The sequence below is a fragment of the uncultured Acinetobacter sp. genome (assembly GCF_947626835.1).
In the GTDB taxonomy this organism is placed as follows: Bacteria; Pseudomonadota; Gammaproteobacteria; order Pseudomonadales; family Moraxellaceae; genus Acinetobacter.
This window is the reverse complement of record NZ_CANQTS010000002.1, coordinates 83,066-105,848: the sequence shown is the minus strand read 5'-3', so window position 1 is coordinate 105,848 and position 22,783 is coordinate 83,066. Positions and strand designations below refer to the sequence as shown.

Genomic DNA, 22,783 nt, shown 5'->3' with positions numbered 1-22,783 from the left:
TATATCGGGTTATTTTCAAGCAAATAGAAGCATTTGATTACATTTTTAGCGTTACTCTTTGGGTCTATAATAGCGTTTATTATCCAATCGAATACTAAGTCATGGCTCATCCGCAATTGCTTGCTGCGCTGTTTATGCTGCTGTCGATGATCTCTTATCAGATCAGTGCCTCTTTTGCTAAGCAATTGTTTTTACATTTAGACCCTTTAAGCGTGACTATTTTACGGCTGTGCTTTGCTGCGCTGATTGTATTTTTTATGTTTCGTTCATGGCACATTTTTAAGCGTTTGGGCTTTTTAAAATGGCGAGATTTACTCTGCTACAGCGCAGCCTTATGTTTTATGAATGTGCTGTTTTATTTTTCATTGGGCAAATTGCCTCAAGGGATCGCAGTAGGTCTCGAATTTATTGGACCATTGGGTCTAGCATTATTGTCGATTAAACAACGTAGCGATTCGATTTGGGTTGGTCTCGCGATTTTAGGTATTGCTTTGATGGTGCCTTGGCAACAAGCCTTTGAGGGCAATTTTTCTATATTTGGTGCGCTATGCGCCTTAGGTGCTGGGCTGTGCTGGGCTTTTTATATTTATTTTGGGCAAAAAGTGGTGCAGCAGAATATTGGTATGCATGCCCTGACCATTGCGATTAGTTTATCTGCTTTGAGTTTATTGCCAATTGGTTTATATCATAACGCCCAAGCATTGCTAAATGTTGAGTATTGGCCACAAGCACTTGCCATTGCTGTCTTGGCGACTGCCATTCCTTATGCTTTAGATTTACAAGCCTTAAAACGTTTAAGCAAGTTAAGCTACGGTACATTATCCAGCTTATCACCTGCTTTAGCTGCTTTGGCGGGCTTGGTATTATTGGGTGAAAAAATTGGCTTTTGGCAATGGATCGCTTTAGCTTGCGTGATGCTGGCTTCGATTGGGGTAACCTTTAAAAGCAAAACAGGCTAACAGCATTTACTGCTAGCCTGATCGGTTTACACCAAGGCATCCTTGTCGGACTTTTTGTACTTTTCGTATTCTTTTAAATACTGTTTGGCCAAACTTGTTTTTTCTTTATCAGATAAGATTTTACCGGCTTGTTGGAAAAAGCCATGCTCTTCTTCATCTAAATGATGTAACACTGTGTCCACTAATTTTTTGGCTTTATTGAGCCAACCTGAATTACTCATCTCAAGCTCAGTTAATTCTTCAAGTAATTCATCCATCTCATGATGTTCGGCCAATGCATGCCGGGTGATATTTAAGCCAGCATCATTCATCATCAATGGAATATAAAAGTAGCGATCCTCTCCAACGGCATGGGCAAATAATTCATTCTTATAACGCTCAAATAAATCGCGGCGTTCTGGGCTATCACCTGAAGTTTTAAGTAAGGCTTCCCCGAGCTCTCTTTGTTTTTGGTGACTTTCTCGTAATGCTTCAAAAATATTCATAATTGATCCTTGGCGATAGGCTGATGATCGTTTGAATACTTTTTATACTCAATTTCAGCTTGGTCTGACTGTATGAAAGCTGTAACACGAGGTATTTAAAGCCATAACATTTGATAGCTTAAACGCAAAATTAAAACACTGACTAAGATTAAAAATAAGATTCGAATAAAACCACTGCCATACTTAAGCGCCATTTTTACCCCAAGCAATGACCCTATAACGTTGCAAGCTGCCATAAGTAAGCCTGTGACAAGCAAGACATGACCACTGGGTACAAAAAAACTTAACGCCGCTAAGTTGGTGCTGAGATTGGCAATTTTGGCTAAAGCCGAGGCATGTAGAAAGTCGACCTGTAAATAACGAATAAAATAGAAAATAAAAAAACTGCCTGTGCCGGGGCCAAAAATGCCGTCATAAAAACCAATCATTAAACTGCCAACAGCGGCAAGCATTAAGGTTTTTCGATTCATCGCTTGTTGCTGATGCTGCTGACCAAATTGCTTTTTCATCAAGGTATATATTGCAATGATAATCAGCATGAACAATACAAAAGGACGCAAAATTTCAGTTGGAATTAAAGTCACTGAAGCTGCGCCTAAAAATGCGGTCACGCCAGCGCAGCACGCCACCAACAGCAATAATGGCCATGGCAATTGTACTTTTTTAAAATAAGAGCATGCCGCAGAGGCTGTACCAAAAATTGAAGCTAATTTATTGGTACCAAATATAGTCGCAGGTGCCATGTGTGGCATGGCACTCATTAAAGCAGGAATTTGAATTAATCCACCACCGCCCACTGCTGCATCAATTGCGCCGGCAAAAAATGCAAACAGCATTAAGCTCAAGATGAATTCTAATTCCATGGCTTTTCCTAATCGAGATTTAACACGCGTTTTGGGATTAAACGTTTTTTATCACTAATCTCGGCAAGACCTAGGCATTTATCTGCATCAAAAACCAAGACTTGTTCAAGCGCTGCATGATCAATATTACTTTCCATACCACGGCAGAAATATTCAGCACGTCCTTGTGGTACTTGAACACGTGGGAAATGTGCAACAGGAGCATAAACAGGCAGCAATAGAGCATCGCGCTGCTCTTCAGTTAAGCTTTCTAAATACTCAATGGTATAACTTGGAATTAAATCAAAGTGTCCCGTTTTAACACGATGTAAATAAGTTAAATGACCATAAGTACCTAAGGCTTTAGCAATATCTTCGCCCAATACCCGAATATAAGTACCCTTTGAACAGGTGACATCTAAGGTAATACTGCTAGCATCAAAGCTTAATAGCTCAATAGCATAGATGCTAATTGGACGTGACTCACGCTCAATTTCAATTCCTTGACGTGCCAATTCATATAGTGGACGCCCTTCTTTTTTTAGTGCCGAATACATCGGTGGCACTTGCTGAATGTCACCAGTAAACTGTGCAAGCACTGCTAAAATGGCATCTTCAGTCAATTCAGGTACTGCTTGCTCGAGTAAAGCTTCGCCCTCGACATCACCTGTGGTCGTACTATGCCCTAAAAATACCGTGGTTTGATAACGTTTGGTTGACTCAAGTAAATAATGCGAAAATTTGGTCGCCTCACCTAAGCAAATTGGCAATAAACCTGATGCCAGTGGATCAAGTGCACCCGTATGCCCTGCTTTTTGTGCGCGGTATAACCAACGCACTCTTTGTAAGGCTGCATTAGAGCTAATACCTAAGGGTTTATTGAGTAAAAATACACCGCTTAAATGACGACGCGGCGCTTTATGTGCAGAAGATTTCATAACACTCTAGATCCAAAAAATTGGCTCATGGTAACAATCCATCTTGTGAGTGTATAGTGATTCAAAAGCAATGTGCTTTTGCAAACCCATAAAACCTAAACAGATAAGATTTCAATTTTAAAAAATAATATTGATCACAGATTTAAGCCATAAAAAAATGCGCCAAAAGGCGCATTTTTTAACTCAAGATAAAACTTAAAATTAAGCTTTAACTTTACGAGCTGGTAACTTTTCACGGATACGTGCAGCTTTACCTGACAATTCACGTAGGTAGTAAAGTTTAGCACGACGAACGTCACCACGACGTTTCACTTCGATACCAGCAACAACTGGAGAGTGAGTTTGGAAAACACGCTCAACACCGAAACCGCTAGAAATTTTACGTACTGTAAACGCAGAGTTTAAGCCACGGTTTTTCTTAGCGATTACAACGCCTTCGAAAGCCTGAAGACGTTCACGCTCGCCTTCTTTTACTTTAACTTGAACAATTACTGTATCACCTGGTGCAAACGCAGGGATATCAGTTTTTAATTGTGCATTTTCAATAATTTGAACTAAAGGATGCTTACCGCTCATGGGGTATCTCCAATATGTGCGAGTCAGAAGGGGTCTGATCTTCGCGGGGTATAGAGGCTAAAGCGCATACACCCGATGATCTTTCTCTTTATACTTGACCACTTCAAGGTATAAAGAACCTATTAAAGGTCTTTAAACTATTTAAAGACCCGAATCTTTGAGCCATTTCTTTTGCTGCTTGGTCAACTCGACTTGTTCAACCAATTCTGGTCGACGTGCAAGTGTACGTTGATATCGCTGCACAAAGCGCCATTTCTCAATATTGCCATGATGACCAGATTTTAATACCTCTGGCACATCCAGCCCTTCAAAATGGTCAGGCTTGGTATATTGTGGGCAGTCTAAAAGACCATCCACAAAAGAGTCTTGCACATGGGATTGCTCATCGGACATCGCACCCGGAAGTCTGCGAATAATGCTGTCCAGTAACACCATAGCCGGCAGTTCACCACCCGACAACACATAATCACCAATCGACCATTCCTGATCGACATATTTTTGGATCAAACGCTCATCGACCCCTTCATAACGTCCGCACAGTACAATCAAGCCATCGTATTCGACAAATTGTTGTACAGCATGCTCATGAAGAGTTTGACCTTGTGGTGACATATACACCACAGGGACATTGGCTGCACCTGCCTTTTGTGCAAGTTGTTTGGCATGTTGAATTGCTTGCGCCAAAGGCTCAGCCATCATCACCATACCCGGACCACCACCGAATGGACGTTCATCCACGCGTTTGTAGTTGCCCGTTGCAAAATCACGAGGATTAATACAATGCATCTGTATTAAATCGCGCTTTGCGGCACGCCCGCTAATCCCGTAGGCTGTAATCGCTTCAAACATTTCCGGAAAAAGCGTAATGACTGCAAAAAACATCGCAGACTCCCGTATTTCCAAAAATGTTAGTAATCTACGCCCCAATTGACGTAAATACGACCCGCTTCTAGATCAACGCGTTGTACCACATCTTTATGCCATGGAATCAATCGCTCTTCGCCATCAATGCTTTGTGGGGTTGCGTGGACCACCATCACATCGTTGGCACCTGTTTCAAACAGTTCAAAAATTTGACCGAGATTAATTTCTTGTTCGTCATCGTCAAGCCCTAACACTGTTAGACCTTTTAAATCCGACCAATAATATTCATCTACACCCGCTTGAGGCAGTTGCGATTTAGAGATCCATACATTTGCGCCAACCAGTTCGTCTGCAGCAGTGCGATCACTCACACCTTTTAAGCTCACGACTAAGCCTTTGCCATGCGGTTTCCAACGTTTAACATCGACAATTTGCCAACCTGCTTTGGTCTCAATGTACCAAGGCAGATAGTCAAAAATGTTGCTCATGGGTTCTGTATTGGAATAGACCCAGAGCCACCCATTTAATCCATATGCTGAACGTAGCTGTCCAATCTGAATACGATCTTCGGGAACATTCTGTGTTGGTGTCATGGGCAATCTACTACCGTATTAAACAGCAGCTGCAGCTTTTTTAGCTTGAGCAGCTAAAGAAGCAACGCGATCTGAAGGTTGAGCACCTTGAGAAACCCAATGAGCAAAACGGTCAGCATCTAAACGAAGTTTTTCTGCTTTACCTTGAGCTGTAGGGTTGAAGAAACCGATACGTTCGATGAAACGACCGTCACGTGCATTACGGCTATCAGTCACAATGATTTGATAGAAAGGACGTTTTTTAGCACCACCGCGTGCAAGACGAATAACAACCATGATAGAACCTTATAGTTTTTACGGATTATCCTTGTACCGACCATCGATACAGCTCAAACCCCTTTCATAGAGGGCAGCATTTTACGCGATGTTGGCCATGAAATAAAGATGAAAAACTGATTTATCCACACCTTTAAATTTACTTTTTAACGCCCATCCCAATTTGTTGTGGCACTTGGTTGACACGCTGTGGTTAATTGTTTATTCCAACAACGATAACCTTTGGAATTTAAAACTAAAAATCCATCCCCTTCTTGGCGTGTATCTATATTAGGTGCAGCAATAAGTTCCCAACTGTTTGCTGTTACATTCAGACTAACGGTATATAAACTTGGCTCGTTGCGTGGTAGCTGATTGGTTAAGTTGACATCATTTAAACCAATAAAACCATTATCTTTTATAAAACTACGACGCGTCACTAAATACTGCTGCAATTTAGTGCCCATCTCAACCAAGTCAGATTGAGCCGCCACACGATTAACTTTGACTTTATAACGCTCATAGCTAGGAATGGCAATCATAGTCAAAATTGCCACAATCACCACTACAATCATCAATTCAACTAAGCTAAAGCCCGCTTGTTTTACCATGCTTCACCAGTCCCAGTCGTATCACAACGATACAACTTTACTTGTGTCTGGTCTATGGTTTTACATTGCACACCCTGACTGTTCATGACTAAACTATAATTTGCCAAATCAGTGCTTAGCGCATTCATCTCCCAACTATGACCTAAACTATCACCAAGTCCTGCATCGCCTGCACTGGCCTTAACCCCAGTTGCAAGTGACTTTTTGGTCTCAGGATCACGTAAGGTCAAAGTATATTTAGCATTAGTAAAATTGCTGCCGATGGGTAGATACACCACCCCATCGGCTTCATTAATTAAGGGATCATCATTTTGTAGATCAAAAACTGCTGCCAAACTAAAACCGTTATAACTAAAACTACGTCCTTTATAACGCTCAAGTTGGTCTGCAATTTTTTGCATCTCCTGCTGTGCCTGACTTAGCTCGGCACGGCGGATATAATTTTTATAAGTAGGCACAGCGATAACAGCGAAGATTGTAATAATCATCACTACGACCATCAGCTCAATTAAGGTAAAGCCCTTATTCATTTGCATAGCTGTTCTCACTCGCGTTCAAACCAACGCATTGGGCGTAGCTTACGATTAAGCTCATTGTTAACTTGCACATTGTCGCCACTGCCTCCGATAGAACAACTATCTCCCTCACATTGACTATTAATAATCGTACGTGAGTTTTGAGCGCCTTGACCGGCTGAGCTGACATTAATTGGTGCTATCCCCACCCCTGCATATAAACTGTTATTCAGACCGCTATTAGAACCACATGTACCAAACGGCATACAAAAACGCTCAATAACACTCTCGCCTTTAATACCTGCATCACAGCCTTGAACCGTACCGCTCTTGGCACTATCAAACACGCTTACAAATAACTGGTTATTCATTAAGACTGGATCGGTAATGACTTTGGCACCCATTGGAGTCGTATAGAATTTTTGCGCATCTGTATTTTTTGCATCAAGATCAAATGAATGCTCAGAGAATGTATATTTCCAACCTGCAATACTCTCATCAAAGGCTTTATCAATGCCTTTGCGCTGATTAGTGCTTAGCTCTACAGGTTGAACATCTTGGGTCACCAACTGTGATGAATTGATTTTGTATAAATTGCTCCGTGTGACATCTTTATCAAATAAGGTATAAATTGCATTGGCTTTCCAATTTGGCTCACCTACAGGGTCATGCATTGGTCTACTTAAATTCCCAGAACCAATGCTGATGGCAGCCATCACACGACCAGAACTTGGCACACGATAAATACTAAAGGTCGGTTGAGTATAAAAACGTGGACGTTTATAGCTTTCACTGGCATTAATACCCGCTTGTAAATCGAGTAAACGTACAATATGTGTCGCAAAAGCTTGCTTACTATTGCGGAAGTTATTGATATCAATACGCCATACCTGACCACCTAAATCACCAAAGTACAAATGATCTGTCAAGTTATCGCCATCTCGATCCACTGTTTTAATGGTACTGACTACGCTATACCCTAAATCAGCGACTTTGTGCTCAATGGTTTTCTGCATATTGGGTTGTACAGGGTCCCCCACAGAGACATTACTACTTGCCCACCACAATAAATCCCCAGTGTCGGCATCAAACATGTACACCCCTGCACCACGGCGCTCGCTGCCCGTTTTTTGGTCATAGGTTGCACTCTCATAGCCTTGGTTTTGACCGACGTGGTCATAACCACCACCTACAAACATCACCAATTTATCTTCACCTTGCCAATTGACTCGCGTGATGACTGGCTTAGACCAGCTTTGCCCCATAAAGCGCAAACCTGCATACTCTTTTTTGCCTTTAGGGCTATATACTGAGCTTGTGTCTGGATCGATATGAAATTTTACTTTGGGTTTATCAATATCACTCAGATCAAGCGCGTAGTAACTGCGCCCTCCCATACGTAAACCACCATATACCCACTGTTTACCTGCAATTTCAACGTCGGTACGTTCTGCAACGGTCAGGTTTTCACCTGCTTCACTATCTGGTACATATTCTGTATGCACGGTCCATGCACCATCAATACCATATAAGAATTTTCCTGTAGGGTCGGCAGCATTGGGATGAATAAAGTTGTTATGATTGGATTCAACCATTTCATTTGGCACAAAGGCAAATTTCTCTTTACCAGTCTTGGCATCTAAGACGTGTAATACACCTTGCGTTGTACCAAATAACACATAGTCTTCACGCTCTGAGGTAGAAATATAACCATTGGCATCACGGGCGACTTTACCATTTTGAGTAAATAGCAATGGGTCAGAATGTAAGATTGCTCCCATTTGGCGTAGCTCAGGGCGCTGCTGCCAAATCTGCATAATATCTTCGTCATCCACAGCCTTTGGATTGACCACGTTATAACCTAATAATCCAAGTAAATAACCTCGAAGCTGATCTTGAGCGGTTAAACCTTTGTTAAAGTAGTCTTGATTAATTTGCTTTAAAGCCACATTTTGATTTTGTTGGCAAACAACCTGATTCTTTTTTTCTACACATTCACGGGTGGTATATACAGTACGTTTAAATTCATCCGCATCGTTTTTGCCCAAATCAATTTGATTGAGTGCACCACCTTGGAATAAACGTGTTTTGGCTTTCTCAGCATCGGTTAAAGAAGATTTTTCCCACAGATCTTTAACACTGTCTTTAACAACACCATTAGCAGCAAAAATGCTTTTATCACTTTGATCTACTACTAAGCCTTTCGTACCAATACCATAACGTTTTAAGTTACCTGCCCATGCCGCCGTCATACCCTGTACAGTCGGTTCATACATGGTCAGATAAGCATAAGGCTGCAACTCATAAGGATTTAAAATATCCACTGGAATAACAGCTTTATTCACCGATGCGGATGGAATGTCTTTTGACAATACATTCACAAAGCTATTAAAACTTTTGGCAATCTCTTGAGGTGACATTGCTGAATACCAACCACCACCACCATATAAACCAAGCAGTGCCGTATTTTTTAAATTATGTTTAGTACGATTTTTGGCCAACAAAGTACTGGCATCTTCAAAAGCTTCTAATTTTTCAATCGCTTCTGCTAATTGAGCTTCATTTTCTGCGGTAGTCATAGAAAAATTGGAACTTGGCAACTCTTCAAACTGCTTACCCACACCTACCACTGCTGTTTTAATACTTAAACCAACTGGGTTAGCACCTGTTTTTAGTTTTTCCGCATAGGCAGAGATACACGACCAACTTGAGTTATCTATATAGTTACTCTCATTGCCAAAGACATTGGTGTAGTCTTTGAGTGCACCATTTTTACACATATTGGTACGATAATTGGTGTTCCCTAAAGAACGACTCATCATCCTTTTCATGTAAAAGTCAATTGTGCCTTCACCTTGTGAAGAATCACCTGTATGTGATAAACCACCCGTAACCACGTAAATCCCTTGGGCATGACATGATTTTGATGAAGGATCTTTAACCTGTTTGTTAATTAAATCCGGGGCTTTATAGTTAATACCATCTAATACCTCAGCAGGTGCATAACGATAACCACTGGTCTTTAAATATTTACTATCATCATTGATTAAAAAGCGTGCCCGATCCCATGATAAATCTGCAGCATTACGCTCATTCATAGAGTATAAATCATCATAAGCATCTAACTTGGTATTGATACTACTGTCGAACCAACCAAGAATTGTACATTGACCAAACTCATCCCACGAGCTAGCTTTACTTTTGTCACAATCACTCACAAAAGGCCAAAGCCGAGACTTTTCAAACTTTTCCTGTATTTTTCGATCTTCCCATTTAATCCAAGCTTTTTGCATTTCTCTAAAGCCAGCATTGGTGGTCGTGCCCATTAAATATGCTGCCGATTCTGCTAAAGCACTACCAATGGGGACGTTATCGTTTTCGGTAATTTTATCCCATAAACTTTTCTTGACATCTGTGGTGTCTAAAATACCTTGTACCAATGCTTCACGCTGCGTCATTTGCTGATTTTTGTAAGTGACTTTTGCATCAAGACGACGGGCAGGTAAAATAATCGCGGCAGCCTTATCAGCATGCTTACTATTGTCGTCATTACTGACCAAATATGCTGGGAAAATACTCAAGCCTATGACTTTGTCGTCACTTAATGGTGTGATGTCACGTACTACATCACCATCAAGCAAACCAATCAGTGCAATTTTGGCACGCGTTAAACGGTCATAACATTGATAGACATTATTTTCACGTCCACTCAACGCCATATTGCGCGGGATAAAGTCACAGGTTTGCTTAATATAAGCTTCATAAGAGGGGAATTTTTTTCTTAAGAAGAACTTATTAATTTTGATGGTGTCATCGGTATAAACACAATATTTTGAATCAACCTTACGGTTTTTATTACCAATTAAAATTTCTTCTGGCTCTTGAACACTACGTACACAACCATAATAGTCACCATTACCGTCATCCAGCGTACCAAATTTTTCACGCATGGTTCGGCTTACATCCAGTGAAATCATAACCGCAGATGAACCTTCGCCACCGCGTTGATAAATATCACGATCACTGGCCCATGTGGTATGAGTCATGAGGCCTGTGGTTGCTAATACCATAACAATAGCATTGCTGATTATTGTCTTTTTCATTGTAAATACTCCCATGCTATCAGTTACTTGCCGGCAACTTGTTAAAACCTACCATATAGCTGTAATCAGCCACTTGGGTGATATATGGCACGCCTAATTTTTCCAAACACTGTGAAACTGTTGTTGCAGCAGGACTGTCAATATTTAAAGATAAACTTTGAATGCTGCCACTAAAATGATTTGATAAACAATTTTCAATATCATCCTTATTAGCCCCACCCACTGAAGGTAAAACAGATGTGGCATAAATGGTGAAACGCTCGTTATTTTGTGTTTTAGCCGAGACAAAATCCGTACCTGTAACATAGTTTGAGAAGGCTGGTTCTAACACGCCTGCAGTTGAGCGTCTAATCGCCACTTGCGTCAGCACAGCATTACGCTCACTGGTATAAAACAAACTGTTTTTGGGCTTACAAAAGCCTCGCTTGCCCAAAGTTGAATTTCTGATGCCTGTTGATGTGAACTCAAGCATACTGGCTTGATTAATGGTAAACGCGATACCTTGATTCTTTTTAAAACAAAACACTAACTCTTTATTCAGATTTTCAGGTTGACTAATAAAACCTAAAATCCCATTAGCAGTAGAGAGTTGTTCAAGATCACTGACATCTTCTAAGGCCAACATGGCAGAGTCAGAGCTTTGTCTTAACAATTCATTAATTTGACTATTGGTTGCAATATTTAATGAGGTCATACTATGACGCACGCCCACCACACCAATAATGGTAATAATCACCAACATGATTAATACCACCACTAAAGTTGAACCTTTTTGCTGCACTCGAGAATTTATCATCTTAAGTCCTCCCCAAGAGCATTACGCAAGGCAATGGTTTGTGTGAGTACTTGACGTAAATAATTGTCTTGTGAACCCACCAGTTTTAAGGCGTTTAAATCTAAAATATTAAAACTTTGATCCGCTTTTATCACTGAACTTGGTACAGAATCTTGAGAGCGGATGACAAGTCCCAATTTCACACTACGAATTTGCGGCAAGTTCGTGGTGAGCGCTTTATAGTCGCTTAAGGTCATATATCTGAATTTACTGCTCTCGGTATAGTTTCCTTCTGCTACGCCAAGCAAGACCCGAAAGTGGTCAACACGACGTAAAATAATTTGATTATTATTATTTAAGCCTGTGACCATCACTCTACGGTTTTCAGGTTGAGTTGCTGCATACGCATCTTCCACAGCACCTAACTGATATCGTCCGGCATCACAATACAGGGCAAGATTTGGATTAGTTTGACCATCAGGTGTAGTCAGATCTGTGACTGGTTTTACAAAATAACGCTGCACGATATACACTTGATTAGCAACGTCGCGAAGCAGAATTTTTCCGCCTTCACAGTCATAACCTACAACAATTTCTTGCTCGGCTGTATTAAGACCATTATTGACCTTGCGTAAAAAAGTTGCATCATCATAAACATTTTGCACAGCTTTATATTGAATGGTCAGCTGATCACTTTTTTGACCCACAAAGTTAGATGTACCTGGCAGCAATGCTGTACCTGACATTTCATTTTGTTGTAAACCAGATAAATTAATCGTGCCAGTTCCAGTGGGTGATGTACCTGTAATATTGCTTGTAGACAAAATTACCCCACCTTGTGCAATCTTTGAATCTAAAACAGGTAACGCTGCACCCAGATTCACTTTACGTAAATCTTTGGCCACAAAATCAATTCCAAACAGACCGTTGTCTTGTAAGTCACCTAAACCACGCTGCAACGATAAATTTGATTGAGAAGAAATAAACATTTGTATAGCCACAGCCACCAAGATCAATCCCAGTGCCAAGGCAATCATCAATTCAAGCAAGCTCAAACCATGTTGATAGAGTTTATTCATTATTCGTATGCCTCCATCACAATACAGCGTGAAGCATCTACATATGTACCTCCGCTGGTACATACTTTTTCTGTACTTGGATCACCATCTTTAGGCAAAGTTTCATCCCAAGCAATATAAATACATTGACGTGCGACACCACTACAGGTTTGCATCGCTATTTGCATACCGACATCTTGTGCCTTCGCCTTAATTTCCATGGCATCAACATAGGCGAACTGTTCTTGGTTGCAGGTTGATGTATGCGTACATGCTGTAGGCATCACAACACCTTCATCTTCATCATCGGGCTCAGGTGCAGGTTCGGATTTTTTATAGGTCAGATATTCAACATAATTGGATTGTGCAAATTGATTGGCTCGGATTCTTTCTGCAAGGTCACGCGCCATACTCATGGCTTGGGTACGATAATAAGCCTCATTTGCTGCTTCTAAAGAGCGATATTGCAAGGCCATAAATCCCAACACAGCAACTGCTAAAATCAGTGCTGCAACCATCACTTCGATTAAGCCAATACCGCGTTGAGCTGAATATGTCATGAACATTGCCCCTTAGTTATATTTTGCACAGTGCCAAAACGGGACAAATGTAGCGTCATTGAAAGTTCAGAACGCACTGCTTGGTCACATACTTTTAATGTAGTATCTGTGGCCATTTCACTATCGACCTTTATTTGACCAGATGCAGTAAATACAATTTCAGAAATAGACGTTTGATAACTGGTTTGTCCTTTAGGCATCCAATTTTTGTTATATGTTGTGTTATGTGCTTCTTTATTTAAATGAATAGTGACGTCTTTTCTGGTCGCTAAAGCAGTGGTACGTGCTTCACTAAGCAACATATTTAACTCCATGACACTGCTTTCTAAATTATATTTACGTATCATGCTGGCAAAAGACGGTACAGCAAGTGTGGCTAAAATCGCCAAGATGCCAATTGTTATCATTAATTCGACTAAGGTAAATCCTTGTAATTTACGCATTATTCATCCCATAAAAATTCAGCACCCTATCCTGTACTAATTATCGAATAAGCAAGGGAAAATACAAACTCATCACAGATAAATGGCATAAAAAATCAGATAAGGCTGCTACAAAAATAATCAAAAAAACCATCTTAAATACATATTTTTTATGATTTAAATTAAACACTTATTTTTATTGTTTAATAAATTTTAAAAATCCCAACCAATTTAGTTGGATATTCATATCGTATGCTTATAGCACTCAGCTCAGTTATATGCCTTTTTTATTGCATCTACTTAAAATATATCATATTTAGTACATAAAAAAACCAATGCCAAGCATTGGTTTAAATAAGATTAGATTTAAGCTTGCGTAATAGGGATACGCAATTCTTTAGGTAAACTAAAGGTAATGTTTTCTTCACGTCCTGCTAATTCTTGAGGTACTGTTGCTCCCCAATCTTGCAAACGCTGAATGACTTGCTTAATTAAGATCTCTGGTGCAGATGCCCCTGCTGTCACCCCAATTTTGGATTGAGCACTAAACCAAGTCTGATCGAGTTCATCAGCATTATCAATCAAATAGGCTTGTTTACCCATACGCTCTGCCAATTCACGCAAACGATTTGAGTTAGATGAATTAGGTGAACCCACCACTAAAACCACATCACATTGAGCCGCCAAATCACGTACTGCATCTTGGCGATTTTGCGTGGCATAGCAAATATCATCTTTACGTGGACCTTGAATCTTTGGGAATTTTTGACGCAAAGCATCAATTACCTTCGCCGTATCATCAATCGATAGTGTAGTTTGAGTGACAAATGCCACTTGTTCAGAATTATGTACAACTAAGTTTGCGACATCTTGTTCATCTTCAACCAAATAAATATTGCCGCCATTTTTTTTATCATATTGCCCCATGGTGCCTTCTACTTCAGGATGCCCTTGGTGACCAATTAAAATGGCTTCAGTGCCTTCACGGGCGTATTTGGTCACTTCAATATGTACTTTAGTGACCAAAGGACAGGTCGCGTCAAAGACTTTTAAGCCACGACGGCTTGCTTCTTGTTGTACCGCTTTAGATACGCCATGGGCACTAAAAATCACAATATTGTCATCTGGAACTTCATCTAATTCATCTACAAAAATTGCGCCACGTTGACGTAAATCATCCACCACAAACTTGTTGTGTACCACTTCGTGGCGCACATAAATAGGGGGATTAAATGACTCTAAAGCACGATTTACAATGGCAATTGCACGGTCTACACCTGCGCAAAAACCACGTGGATTAGCCAATACAATTTCCATAGAATCCTCAAATACTCAGCTTAAGTGTTGGATGAATGATTTTGAAATAAATGTAAACAAAGTCACTTGGACTATTTAGTTTAGTGGCTGTCTACTTTAAAATAGAGAAGATATTTTATCATATCAGGAAAAATATCATGTCGGGTCTCTTGTTTGTCGTTTCTGCTGCATCAGGAACGGGCAAAACGTCCCTTGTTAAAGCGCTGCTTGAACGTGTAACCAATTTACATGTTTCTGTATCGCACACCACACGTGGTCAACGCGTGGGTGAACTTGACGGTGTACATTACCACTTTGCACAAAAAGAAGACTTTTTAAAACTGGTTGAAGAAGGCGGTTTTATTGAGTATGCCGAAGTTTTTGGTAACTATTATGGTACAGCGCAAGCCACTGTAAAAGAACAATTGGCCAAAGGTCATGACGTGCTGCTTGAGATTGATTGGCAAGGTGCCGAGCAAGTACGTAAACTTTTTCCTGAATCAAAACAAATCTTTATTTTACCGCCAAGTCAGTTTGATTTGCGTCAGCGCTTATCTAACCGTGGCACAGACTCAGTGGATGTGATTGAGCATCGCTTAAGCTGTGCGGTCGAAGATATGCAACAGTATGTCAACTTTGATTATGTGATTATTAATGATGACTTTAATAAGGCTTTACATGATCTAGAATCTGTAATTACTGCCAATCGTTTGGTATTTTCACAACAAGCCAATCGTCATCGTGACTTAATTCAAAAATTGATTACTCCTGTAAGCGAGTGATTAAAACTTGAGTATTTAAGTAAAGACTTTTATACTGCACAGTCTATTTAAATTTACCATTCAACCGAGAATTCTTATGGCACGCGTAACCGTTGAAGATTGTTTAGACCATGTAGACAACCGCTTTGAGCTTGTACTAGTGGCAAGCAAACGCGCGCGTCAATTGGCACGTCAAGGTATTGAACCAACTGTAGAATGGGACAACGATAAACCTACAGTGGTGGCTTTACGTGAAATTGCAGCTGGTCACGTTTCTAAAGATATTTTGAAACAACGTGAACAAGACTATCAAACTTCTAGTCTTGACCTTGCATTGTCTGCAAATAACTTGAATTTAGACGGTTTTTCTTTCCAATAAGAAAAACTTTCTACTTAAAGCCTAGTTTTTAACTAGGCTTTTTTGTGCGCGATACTTTTATATTTGTGCAATAACCGTTATAACATCTAATCTAAGCCAAGCCTTTGCAATGAAAAAAGTTGCTATTTTTTGACAGAAAAATTTGACAACTGCCGCAGAATACATTTCATTAAAGGATTAGCCCATCAACTTATTTAACGTGTCTCGTAAAGGTGTTCTATGCCAGGTGCAGAAGTCAATCAAGCAAAGCAACAGCTCAAAACTATTATCGACGCTTACCTAAGCGAACGTGATGTAGAGCGCGTGCTAGAGGCTTGTGATTATGCCGATATGGCACATGATGGTGTAACACGTAAAAGTGGTGAACCGTACATTCTTCACCCGATTGCAGTCAGTTGCATTTTAGCCCACATGCGCCTAGATGCCGAAACTTTAATGGCCGCGTTGTTACACGATGTCATTGAAGATACCGAATTTACTAAAGAAGACATTACAAGCAAATTTAGCCGTACTGTGGCGGAGTTGGTTGATGGCGTGACCAAACTCAGTCATTCAAGCGACAAAGAATTTAATAAAGCGGCATCGTTTCGTAAAATTTTACAAGCGACTTTACAAGACCCACGTGTCATTATTATTAAACTCTCGGATCGCTACCATAATATGACCACCTTGGATGCACTACGCCCTGATAAACGTGCGCGTATTGCCCAAGAAACCTTTGATGTATTCGTGCCTATGGCGCGTATTGTCGGCATGAACGAGATGGCTGATAACTTAGAACATCTGTGTTATCAAAATCTTGATTTAGACATGTACAACAATGTACAAGAGGCACTCTTACAGACCAAGCCAAAACGCTGTGAATATCAAGCCATTTGGGAAAATAAACTGACTGCTTTATTACAAGAAAATGCCTTACAAGGTCGGATTAAAAAGAAAAATAACAACATCGAGTTATTACGTCACTTTGTCAAAAATGATATTAATCTACAAGAGCTCACGCATAGTCATGCTTTTGAAATCATTTTGCAAAGCATTGCCGATTGTGACCGCTTGGCAGAAATGTTACGTGATAATTTCCAAGTATTAAGCTATGCCGATCATATTCGTCGTCCACTACCGGGTGGCAACCAATCGTTGATGCTGCGCTTAAAAGGCGAAAAAACCACACTGTCTTTAACCATTCAAACCGAATTAATGCGTAAAGCTGCGCGCTTTGGTGTGGTGCTTGGTGAAAATGCACCACAAGCATGTCGCTCGGCTATTCAAGCCTCAATGCAAAACCTAAACGTGTTGGTCGATGGTGATTGTGCTAAAACCACCTTTAATGAGCTACTTGACTATCTGCACCAAGAGAAGATTTGGGTGTATACCCCACAAGGGCATTTACACGAGTTGCCGCAAGGTGCAACGGTGGTCGATTTCGCTTATTCAGCCAGCTTATTTTTAGGCAACCATGCCGTAGGTGCCAAAATTGATGGCGAAACCAAGTCTTTATCTACTGCCCTATCCAATGGTCAAGTGATTGAAGTGATTACTGATGTTTTGGCCTCTCCAAATCCAGATTGGCTTAGCTTTATTAACACGCAAAAAGCACGTCGTGCTTTACAAAATATGTTGCGTGACCAAGACATTGAAGACCAACGTTTGGTCGGTCAGCAAGCACTAGATCGTGCCTTAAAACTGTTTAATCGCTCAAGTAAAGACTTAGCCCAAGAAGATTGGACTGATTTATTACAGTGGCGTCATTTAGAATCTAAAGATCGTTTATTTGAGCAAATTGCGGTGGGTGACTTATTGCCACAATTGGTTGCCAATCACTTGTTCTCACAAGATCATCATAGCGAAGAATCTGAGCGTTTAATCCAAGGCACTGAAGGCGTAGATGTAAAATATGCCCATTGTTGTAACCCTGTGCTAGGTGACCCAATCCAAGGGCATTTATCACGCCGTGGTTTGATTGTGCATCGTGCGCGTTGTCGTAACTTATTACATGAGCAACATTTGCACCCTGAAAACATTATGCCACTCAATTGGAACAATAAGCATGATGTGGTTGAAGATGTAAGCTTCACTGCTTATTTAGCCATTGATTTGAGTCTTAACGACGAGCAAATTTCAGATTTGATTTATCAATGCCGTAAGGCACATACGGGGGTTGAAATGGTACGCCCACATGAAGGTAAAACGTATGTGAATATTGTGGTGAATAATCGCCAACATATTGCCAAAATTATTCGTGATTTACGTATGCAGTTTGGTTTCCCACGTATTGGACGTTTGTTCCAACCGCTCAATATGCATGAGCCTGCAAAAGCTGCAAGTTAATCAAATTAAACGATAATACTTCTGCTGTTGAATTTGATCGACTAAGATGTATAAAGACACCACCTAAGGAGAAATTGATGTCGCGCCAAGTAATCCATACCGAAAATGCACCTGCTGCGATTGGTACATATTCACAAGCAATTTTAGTGAATGATACTTTATATCTTTCAGGGCAAATTGGTTTAGATCCATACAGTATGGAATTGGTTGAAGGCATTGAAGCACAGATCCGCCGTGTCTTTGATAATTTAAAAGCGGTATGTGAAGCAGCCGGCGGCTCATTAGCTGACATTGCTAAACTCAATATTTTCTTAACTGATCTTTCCAATTTCCAATTGGTTAACCAAATTATGGGCGAATATTTCGCGCAGCCTTATCCTGCACGTGCCGCATTAGGCGTCGCCAGCTTGCCTAAAGGTGCTTTGGTTGAAATGGATGGCGTGGTTATTATTAATCAATAACTTAGCCTAGACATATAAACGCCACCGATTGAGTGGCGTTTTTTAATTCAAAAACTCAATAAATATTCACAAAGAATAAGATGAAATAAATTGACAATTGATAATAATTATCAATAATACTAGTTATCTTATTTATTTCATTGTATGTGGTTGCTGATGTACGTATGTCTATGTCGCGGTATTACTGATCAGGATATTAAAGAAGCTGTTGCGCATGGTGCAGGAAGCTACCGTGAAATTCGTGACCAACTTGACCTAGGTACATGCTGTGGACGTTGTGCACCAGAGGCACGCGCCATTATTAGTGATGAAGTTGCTCAGATTGCTGCGCGCATTTCTGTGGCTGCTTAAAACCGCATAATTATAAAAATACGCCGTTAGGCAGATAACTCCTCCCCCGCTTATGACTCTAAGCGGGTTTTTTCTTGCCAAAAATTTGCGGCAACAACTGCTTTTGATTGCGATTTTCATTTGCTGTTCTATAAATCACTCGCGACAATGGCTTTTTTTGTTTAACATGATTCTAATTTAAAATTAAAGCCTTATGGCAATTCTTGGAGTGGCTGCAATGAAAGGCAATCGTGACGTTATCAATCAATTAAACCAAGTGTTGTATCATCATTTAACCGCAATCAACCAATACTTTTTGCATTCACGTATGTTTAATGATTGGGGCATTGAAAAATTAGGTTCGGCTGAATACAAAGAATCTATTCGTCAAATGAAACATGCTGATAAAATTATTGAACGCGTTTTATTTTTAGAAGGTCTACCTAATTTACAGCACCTAGGTAAGCTGTATATTGGTCAGCATACTTTTGAAGTTCTGCAATGCGACGTCCGTAAAGTCAATGAGAATATAGAGGCACTGCAAAAAGCTGTCGCTTTGGCTGAAAGCCATATGGACTATGTGACGCGTGATATGTTGCAAGAGATTCTTGAAAAAGAAGAAGAATACTTAGATTGGACTACAACCCAACTTGATTTGGCTGAAAATGTGGGTATTGAAAACTATATTCAAAGCCAAATTTAAACCGAAAAAAGCCCGCGATTGCGGGCTTTTTTATCACTGTGGTGCAAGTTCCATCAGCTCTTCGTAGCTAATCTCTAAATTACGCAATTCGCGCAATAACCATAACTGATGTTTAGCCTCTTCTTCATAGCCATTAAAAGCCAGCAACTTGGCATATTTAAATAAGTCATAAGTGGTTGGATAATTAAGTACAATCTCACTAATTTGCGTTAGTTCATGAGGGCTGATTTGGGTATAGGGACTCATCCGAATCCATTCAATACGACGGTTAAATTCTTCTAAGACATAAATTTGATCATGATTGGTGATTTGCTCAGGCGTTTTTTCATAACGCATTGATTGATTGAGCTTGGGTACTACCGTTGCATAATCGCGATAAATTAAAGCGGTAAGTGCACTCCCTAACACCAACGTCACTTGCATAAAGCGTGGGCTTAGTTGCCATGTTTTGGTGCTTGACTGTGCTTGCAAAATCCCCAAGATAAAGCCAATTGGCAGTAAGAAATAGGCATAGTTTTGTGGAAATTCCAACATGGCATGCACGGTAAATACCGTGACCATGAGCAGCGCAATTACAGATTCAACCGAATTGACACGACGCAACAAAGCAATTGCCCAATAAGCCAAATATGCCAAAAACGGCAAGCCAATCAGTAAACCATTCCATATTAAAAAATCTAAAACAAAATTGTGCGCGCTACGAATCCAGACAGGCCCTTGGAAATAATCACTAATTAAGGTGTAAGCCACACTGGTTTGGTGCCAACCATAACCCCAAAGTGGCTGCTCCATAATGGCATGTAGCATTTGCTGCCAAATTGCCAAGCGTGACATATCGCCAGTGGCACGTTTTGATAGCTCGACTGCACCAGCACCGCTTGCCACAGCACTATCTGCAAATGGCGATAAAACTGTTACGCTTAAAGGTAATGCCCAAATGAGCAGTACCACAAATAAAGCACTCCATGCTGTTAAGTAGTACCATTTGAGGCTAAGTACGCCTTTATAGTACTGATAAGCCCCGTAAAATAAGATACACAAACATGCCACCCATGAAGTACGTGATTGACCAAGGACAACACCTGTGACAATCAGTGCGGCAATAAAGCTTAACACTTTACTATCTAGTTTTTGTTTTTCGTATAAATACCAACAGGCCAATAAAGCCATTAGTAAAAAAGTTGCCATATTATTGGGCTGAGCAAAGTTGGCATAAGGACGTCCGCCAAAACTTTTAATATTATGCATACCCGGCAAATAAGCATCTAAATTGACCCATTGGCATACCGCAATAAATGCTGTGGCTGCACCGACTGCGGTGAGCAAATAACAAAGATTGGTGAATAGTGTTTCTCGGGCTTGTTTAGATTCAGAAGCTAGATTAAAGCCCAAAGTGATACTCAGCCAAAAACTAAACACGAAAATGCTGCATAGTAAGGCTTTATCAAAGAAAAAGACTTGCCCAAAACCATATTGAATTAAAGGCACTAAGCTTAGACCTAATAAAGGCAAGCTAATTTTAGGAATAATCAGCTTTTGCTTGAGATAAATGGCACTTACAGTAATTAAAGCAAGGAAGGCATACAATTCGCCTGTATAAGTGACCCAAGGTCGGTAATGCACAGGTAGTAGCCATGCCAATGCCATGAGCACTGCAGCGATTAAAAGGAGATAGAATTTCATAAGCCAAAATGAAGAAAATTTATGCTTATGATAAGAAATTTTAAGTTTTTTATGTATTGTTTTTAGACAAATAAAAAAGGCTGCATATTTGCAGCCTTTTTAAACTAAACAAACCACTAACAATAGCTTGCTTTCCTACATATAATTTTGATTACTCTGCTGTTGAGCGACAGTTAGCAGGTAAGTATTTGTTAGGCATTGTACCTGTACATTTCCATTCAATTGCACCTGTTGGTACAGTACTAGCTGTAGCTGTACCTACTAAAGCTGTTTGAGCAGCCGCTGTTGCAGTTGCTTTATACGTTGGAGTTAAAAGTAAAGTATCCTTACCTGTTGTTGCACCAGCTGCTGCTGTAAATTTAACAGTAACAGCACCTGTATCTGAAGCAATGGCAATAGAATCAACATTCACAGTTTTCGGACTTTCATATCCTTGAGCAAATGGCTGAGCATTTGCTGCATTTTCTGAAACTACAGATTTCGCAGCACTTGCTAAGCTCAAACCCTCAGAAACCTTAGCACGAACTGTATAGTCCTGATAAGCAGGAATTGCAATTGCAGCCAAAATACCAATGATCGCAACTACGATCATTAATTCAATACATTCCATAAGTCATTTTATATAGACATGCATCAAGCCATTGAATTATCTCGCTTTAACTAATTATATATTTTGTCCATATGAACATGCTTTTAAAAGTACAAAGGTTTTCAAATTGTCCATATCAGAAAATGGCTTTTTACTCAATGCGATAGCATGAATTTTATGAAGCAAATTAATCGCGAGATAATTTAAAATTTTGATAAGCTAAAAACCGAATAAAAAATCCAGTCTCATTTATAAGCTATCTTTTGTATTTCTTCTTTATGCTGAAGAATCACACGTCTTGCATAATGCAAAACAATACGTTTAGCGCTTCATCATCGCCAAATTGTATAGGCAAAGCTATTATCGCTAGGCAAGCTGTTCAATCATCAATTTTAAAATCTTTGAGTCATTTTATTTTATTTTCCCTTCATTTATGAAAAATGAGCCTAAAATATGTTTAGTGAATTCAACCACCTACATTAGGACAAAGTCATCATCACTTAGCGTAAACACTATAACTACTTTTTAGTACTTAATGATTCAGTAATTCACAGTGAAATTGGCTAAAAATAAGATTCCTTAAAGTTGAAAAAAATGACAATTTTTGTCACTTAGTTACACAAATTTACTTACCCATATAATAATATTTATAATCCATCAAACAATGTATTGATTTCATGTAGAATTATTAGATAAT

General features: G+C 39.9%; 24 protein-coding genes. 7 read left to right on the top strand and 17 right to left on the bottom strand.

Annotated elements, in window-relative coordinates; genetic code table 11:
• Nucleotides 1-101: 101 nt before the first annotated feature.
• Nucleotides 102-959, top strand: coding sequence for an EamA family transporter (locus tag Q0Z55_RS02020; RefSeq protein WP_297423563.1), 858 nt, complete (start codon nt 102-104; stop codon nt 957-959).
• A 26-nt stretch (nt 960-985) separates the two neighbouring features.
• Here the strand turns inward: Q0Z55_RS02020 and Q0Z55_RS02015 are convergent, their stop codons facing one another.
• The 15 genes from Q0Z55_RS02015 to ispH form a co-directional block, all read right to left on the bottom strand.
• Nucleotides 986-1,444: a hemerythrin domain-containing protein gene (locus Q0Z55_RS02015; RefSeq protein WP_297423560.1), complete on the bottom strand. Its 459-nt coding sequence runs from the start codon at nt 1,442-1,444 to the stop codon at nt 986-988.
• 95 nt (nt 1,445-1,539) lie between these two features.
• On the bottom strand, nt 1,540-2,307 hold the full coding sequence (locus Q0Z55_RS02010) for a TSUP family transporter (protein WP_297423557.1): 768 nt from the start codon (nt 2,305-2,307) through the stop codon (nt 1,540-1,542).
• An 8-nt stretch (nt 2,308-2,315) separates the two neighbouring features.
• Nucleotides 2,316-3,224 carry a tRNA pseudouridine(55) synthase TruB gene (truB, locus tag Q0Z55_RS02005; protein WP_297423554.1) on the bottom strand — a complete coding sequence of 303 codons (909 nt, stop codon included), beginning with the start codon at nt 3,222-3,224 and terminating at the stop codon, nt 2,316-2,318.
• Nucleotides 3,225-3,425: 201 nt separating this feature from the next.
• Complete coding sequence (gene rplS / locus Q0Z55_RS02000) at nt 3,426-3,800, bottom strand: 50S ribosomal protein L19 (RefSeq protein ID WP_297423551.1); 375 nt, start codon at nt 3,798-3,800, stop codon at nt 3,426-3,428.
• A 141-nt stretch (nt 3,801-3,941) separates the two neighbouring features.
• The gene (gene trmD / locus Q0Z55_RS01995; RefSeq protein WP_297423548.1) at nt 3,942-4,682 is read right to left on the bottom strand and encodes a tRNA (guanosine(37)-N1)-methyltransferase TrmD; all 741 of its coding nucleotides are present in this window, start codon (nt 4,680-4,682) and stop codon (nt 3,942-3,944) included.
• A gap of 26 nt (nt 4,683-4,708) precedes the next feature.
• Nucleotides 4,709-5,257: a ribosome maturation factor RimM gene (gene rimM, locus Q0Z55_RS01990; protein WP_297423546.1), complete on the bottom strand. Its 549-nt coding sequence runs from the start codon at nt 5,255-5,257 to the stop codon at nt 4,709-4,711.
• An 18-nt stretch (nt 5,258-5,275) separates the two neighbouring features.
• Nucleotides 5,276-5,533, bottom strand: coding sequence for a 30S ribosomal protein S16 (rpsP, locus tag Q0Z55_RS01985; RefSeq protein ID WP_005013161.1), 258 nt, complete (start codon nt 5,531-5,533; stop codon nt 5,276-5,278).
• 146 nt (nt 5,534-5,679) lie between these two features.
• Nucleotides 5,680-6,123, bottom strand: coding sequence for a type IV pilin protein (locus tag Q0Z55_RS01980; protein ID WP_297423537.1), 444 nt, complete (start codon nt 6,121-6,123; stop codon nt 5,680-5,682).
• Entirely contained in the window at nt 6,117-6,659 is a 543-nt protein-coding gene (locus Q0Z55_RS01975) for a type IV pilin protein (RefSeq protein ID WP_297423534.1), read from the bottom strand. Before Q0Z55_RS01975 ends, Q0Z55_RS01980 begins: the two co-directional genes overlap by 7 nt.
• 8 nt (nt 6,660-6,667) lie before the next feature.
• On the bottom strand, nt 6,668-10,741 hold the full coding sequence (locus Q0Z55_RS01970; RefSeq protein ID WP_297423531.1) for a hypothetical protein: 4,074 nt from the start codon (nt 10,739-10,741) through the stop codon (nt 6,668-6,670).
• Between the two features lie 19 nt (nt 10,742-10,760).
• On the bottom strand, nt 10,761-11,537 hold the full coding sequence (locus tag Q0Z55_RS01965) for a PilX N-terminal domain-containing pilus assembly protein (protein WP_297423529.1): 777 nt from the start codon (nt 11,535-11,537) through the stop codon (nt 10,761-10,763).
• The gene (locus Q0Z55_RS01960) at nt 11,534-12,595 is read right to left on the bottom strand and encodes a PilW family protein (protein ID WP_297423526.1); all 1,062 of its coding nucleotides are present in this window, start codon (nt 12,593-12,595) and stop codon (nt 11,534-11,536) included. Before Q0Z55_RS01960 ends, Q0Z55_RS01965 begins: the two co-directional genes overlap by 4 nt.
• Nucleotides 12,595-13,134: a type IV pilus modification protein PilV gene (gene pilV / locus Q0Z55_RS01955; RefSeq protein WP_297423523.1), complete on the bottom strand. Its 540-nt coding sequence runs from the start codon at nt 13,132-13,134 to the stop codon at nt 12,595-12,597. Before pilV ends, Q0Z55_RS01960 begins: the two co-directional genes overlap by 1 nt.
• Complete coding sequence (locus tag Q0Z55_RS01950) at nt 13,131-13,577, bottom strand: prepilin-type N-terminal cleavage/methylation domain-containing protein (RefSeq protein WP_297423519.1); 447 nt, start codon at nt 13,575-13,577, stop codon at nt 13,131-13,133. The genes pilV and Q0Z55_RS01950 overlap by 4 nt, the downstream gene beginning before the upstream one ends.
• Before the next feature lie 345 nt (nt 13,578-13,922).
• Nucleotides 13,923-14,873: a 4-hydroxy-3-methylbut-2-enyl diphosphate reductase gene (gene ispH, locus Q0Z55_RS01945; RefSeq protein WP_297423516.1), complete on the bottom strand. Its 951-nt coding sequence runs from the start codon at nt 14,871-14,873 to the stop codon at nt 13,923-13,925.
• Nucleotides 14,874-15,010: 137 nt separating this feature from the next.
• On the opposite strand from ispH, the gene gmk reads away from it, so the two are divergent.
• From gmk to bfr, 6 genes are all read left to right on the top strand, one after another.
• On the top strand, nt 15,011-15,634 hold the full coding sequence (gmk, locus tag Q0Z55_RS01940) for a guanylate kinase (RefSeq protein ID WP_297423513.1): 624 nt from the start codon (nt 15,011-15,013) through the stop codon (nt 15,632-15,634).
• 76 nt (nt 15,635-15,710) lie between these two features.
• The gene (gene rpoZ / locus Q0Z55_RS01935) at nt 15,711-15,992 is read left to right on the top strand and encodes a DNA-directed RNA polymerase subunit omega (protein WP_067762989.1); all 282 of its coding nucleotides are present in this window, start codon (nt 15,711-15,713) and stop codon (nt 15,990-15,992) included.
• Between the two features lie 219 nt (nt 15,993-16,211).
• A complete protein-coding gene (locus Q0Z55_RS01930; RefSeq protein WP_297423505.1) occupies nt 16,212-18,320 on the top strand; it encodes an HD domain-containing protein in 2,109 nt (702 codons plus the stop codon).
• Nucleotides 18,321-18,397: 77 nt separating this feature from the next.
• Entirely contained in the window at nt 18,398-18,781 is a 384-nt protein-coding gene (locus Q0Z55_RS01925) for a RidA family protein (protein WP_297423502.1), read from the top strand.
• A 156-nt stretch (nt 18,782-18,937) separates the two neighbouring features.
• Complete coding sequence (locus Q0Z55_RS01920) at nt 18,938-19,132, top strand: bacterioferritin-associated ferredoxin (RefSeq protein ID WP_297423499.1); 195 nt, start codon at nt 18,938-18,940, stop codon at nt 19,130-19,132.
• Nucleotides 19,133-19,349: 217 nt separating this feature from the next.
• Nucleotides 19,350-19,814, top strand: a complete 465-nt coding sequence (gene bfr / locus Q0Z55_RS01915) for a bacterioferritin (protein ID WP_297423496.1) — start codon at nt 19,350-19,352, stop codon at nt 19,812-19,814.
• 33 nt (nt 19,815-19,847) lie between these two features.
• Here bfr and Q0Z55_RS01910 read toward each other — a convergent pair whose 3' ends face one another.
• Both Q0Z55_RS01910 and Q0Z55_RS01905 read right to left on the bottom strand, forming a co-directional pair.
• Nucleotides 19,848-21,497 (bottom strand): O-antigen ligase family protein, encoded by a 1,650-nt coding sequence (locus Q0Z55_RS01910; protein WP_297423494.1) that lies wholly within the window; start codon nt 21,495-21,497, stop codon nt 19,848-19,850.
• A 151-nt stretch (nt 21,498-21,648) separates the two neighbouring features.
• A complete protein-coding gene (locus Q0Z55_RS01905; protein WP_297423491.1) occupies nt 21,649-22,107 on the bottom strand; it encodes a pilin in 459 nt (152 codons plus the stop codon).
• Nucleotides 22,108-22,783 lie beyond the last annotated feature (676 nt).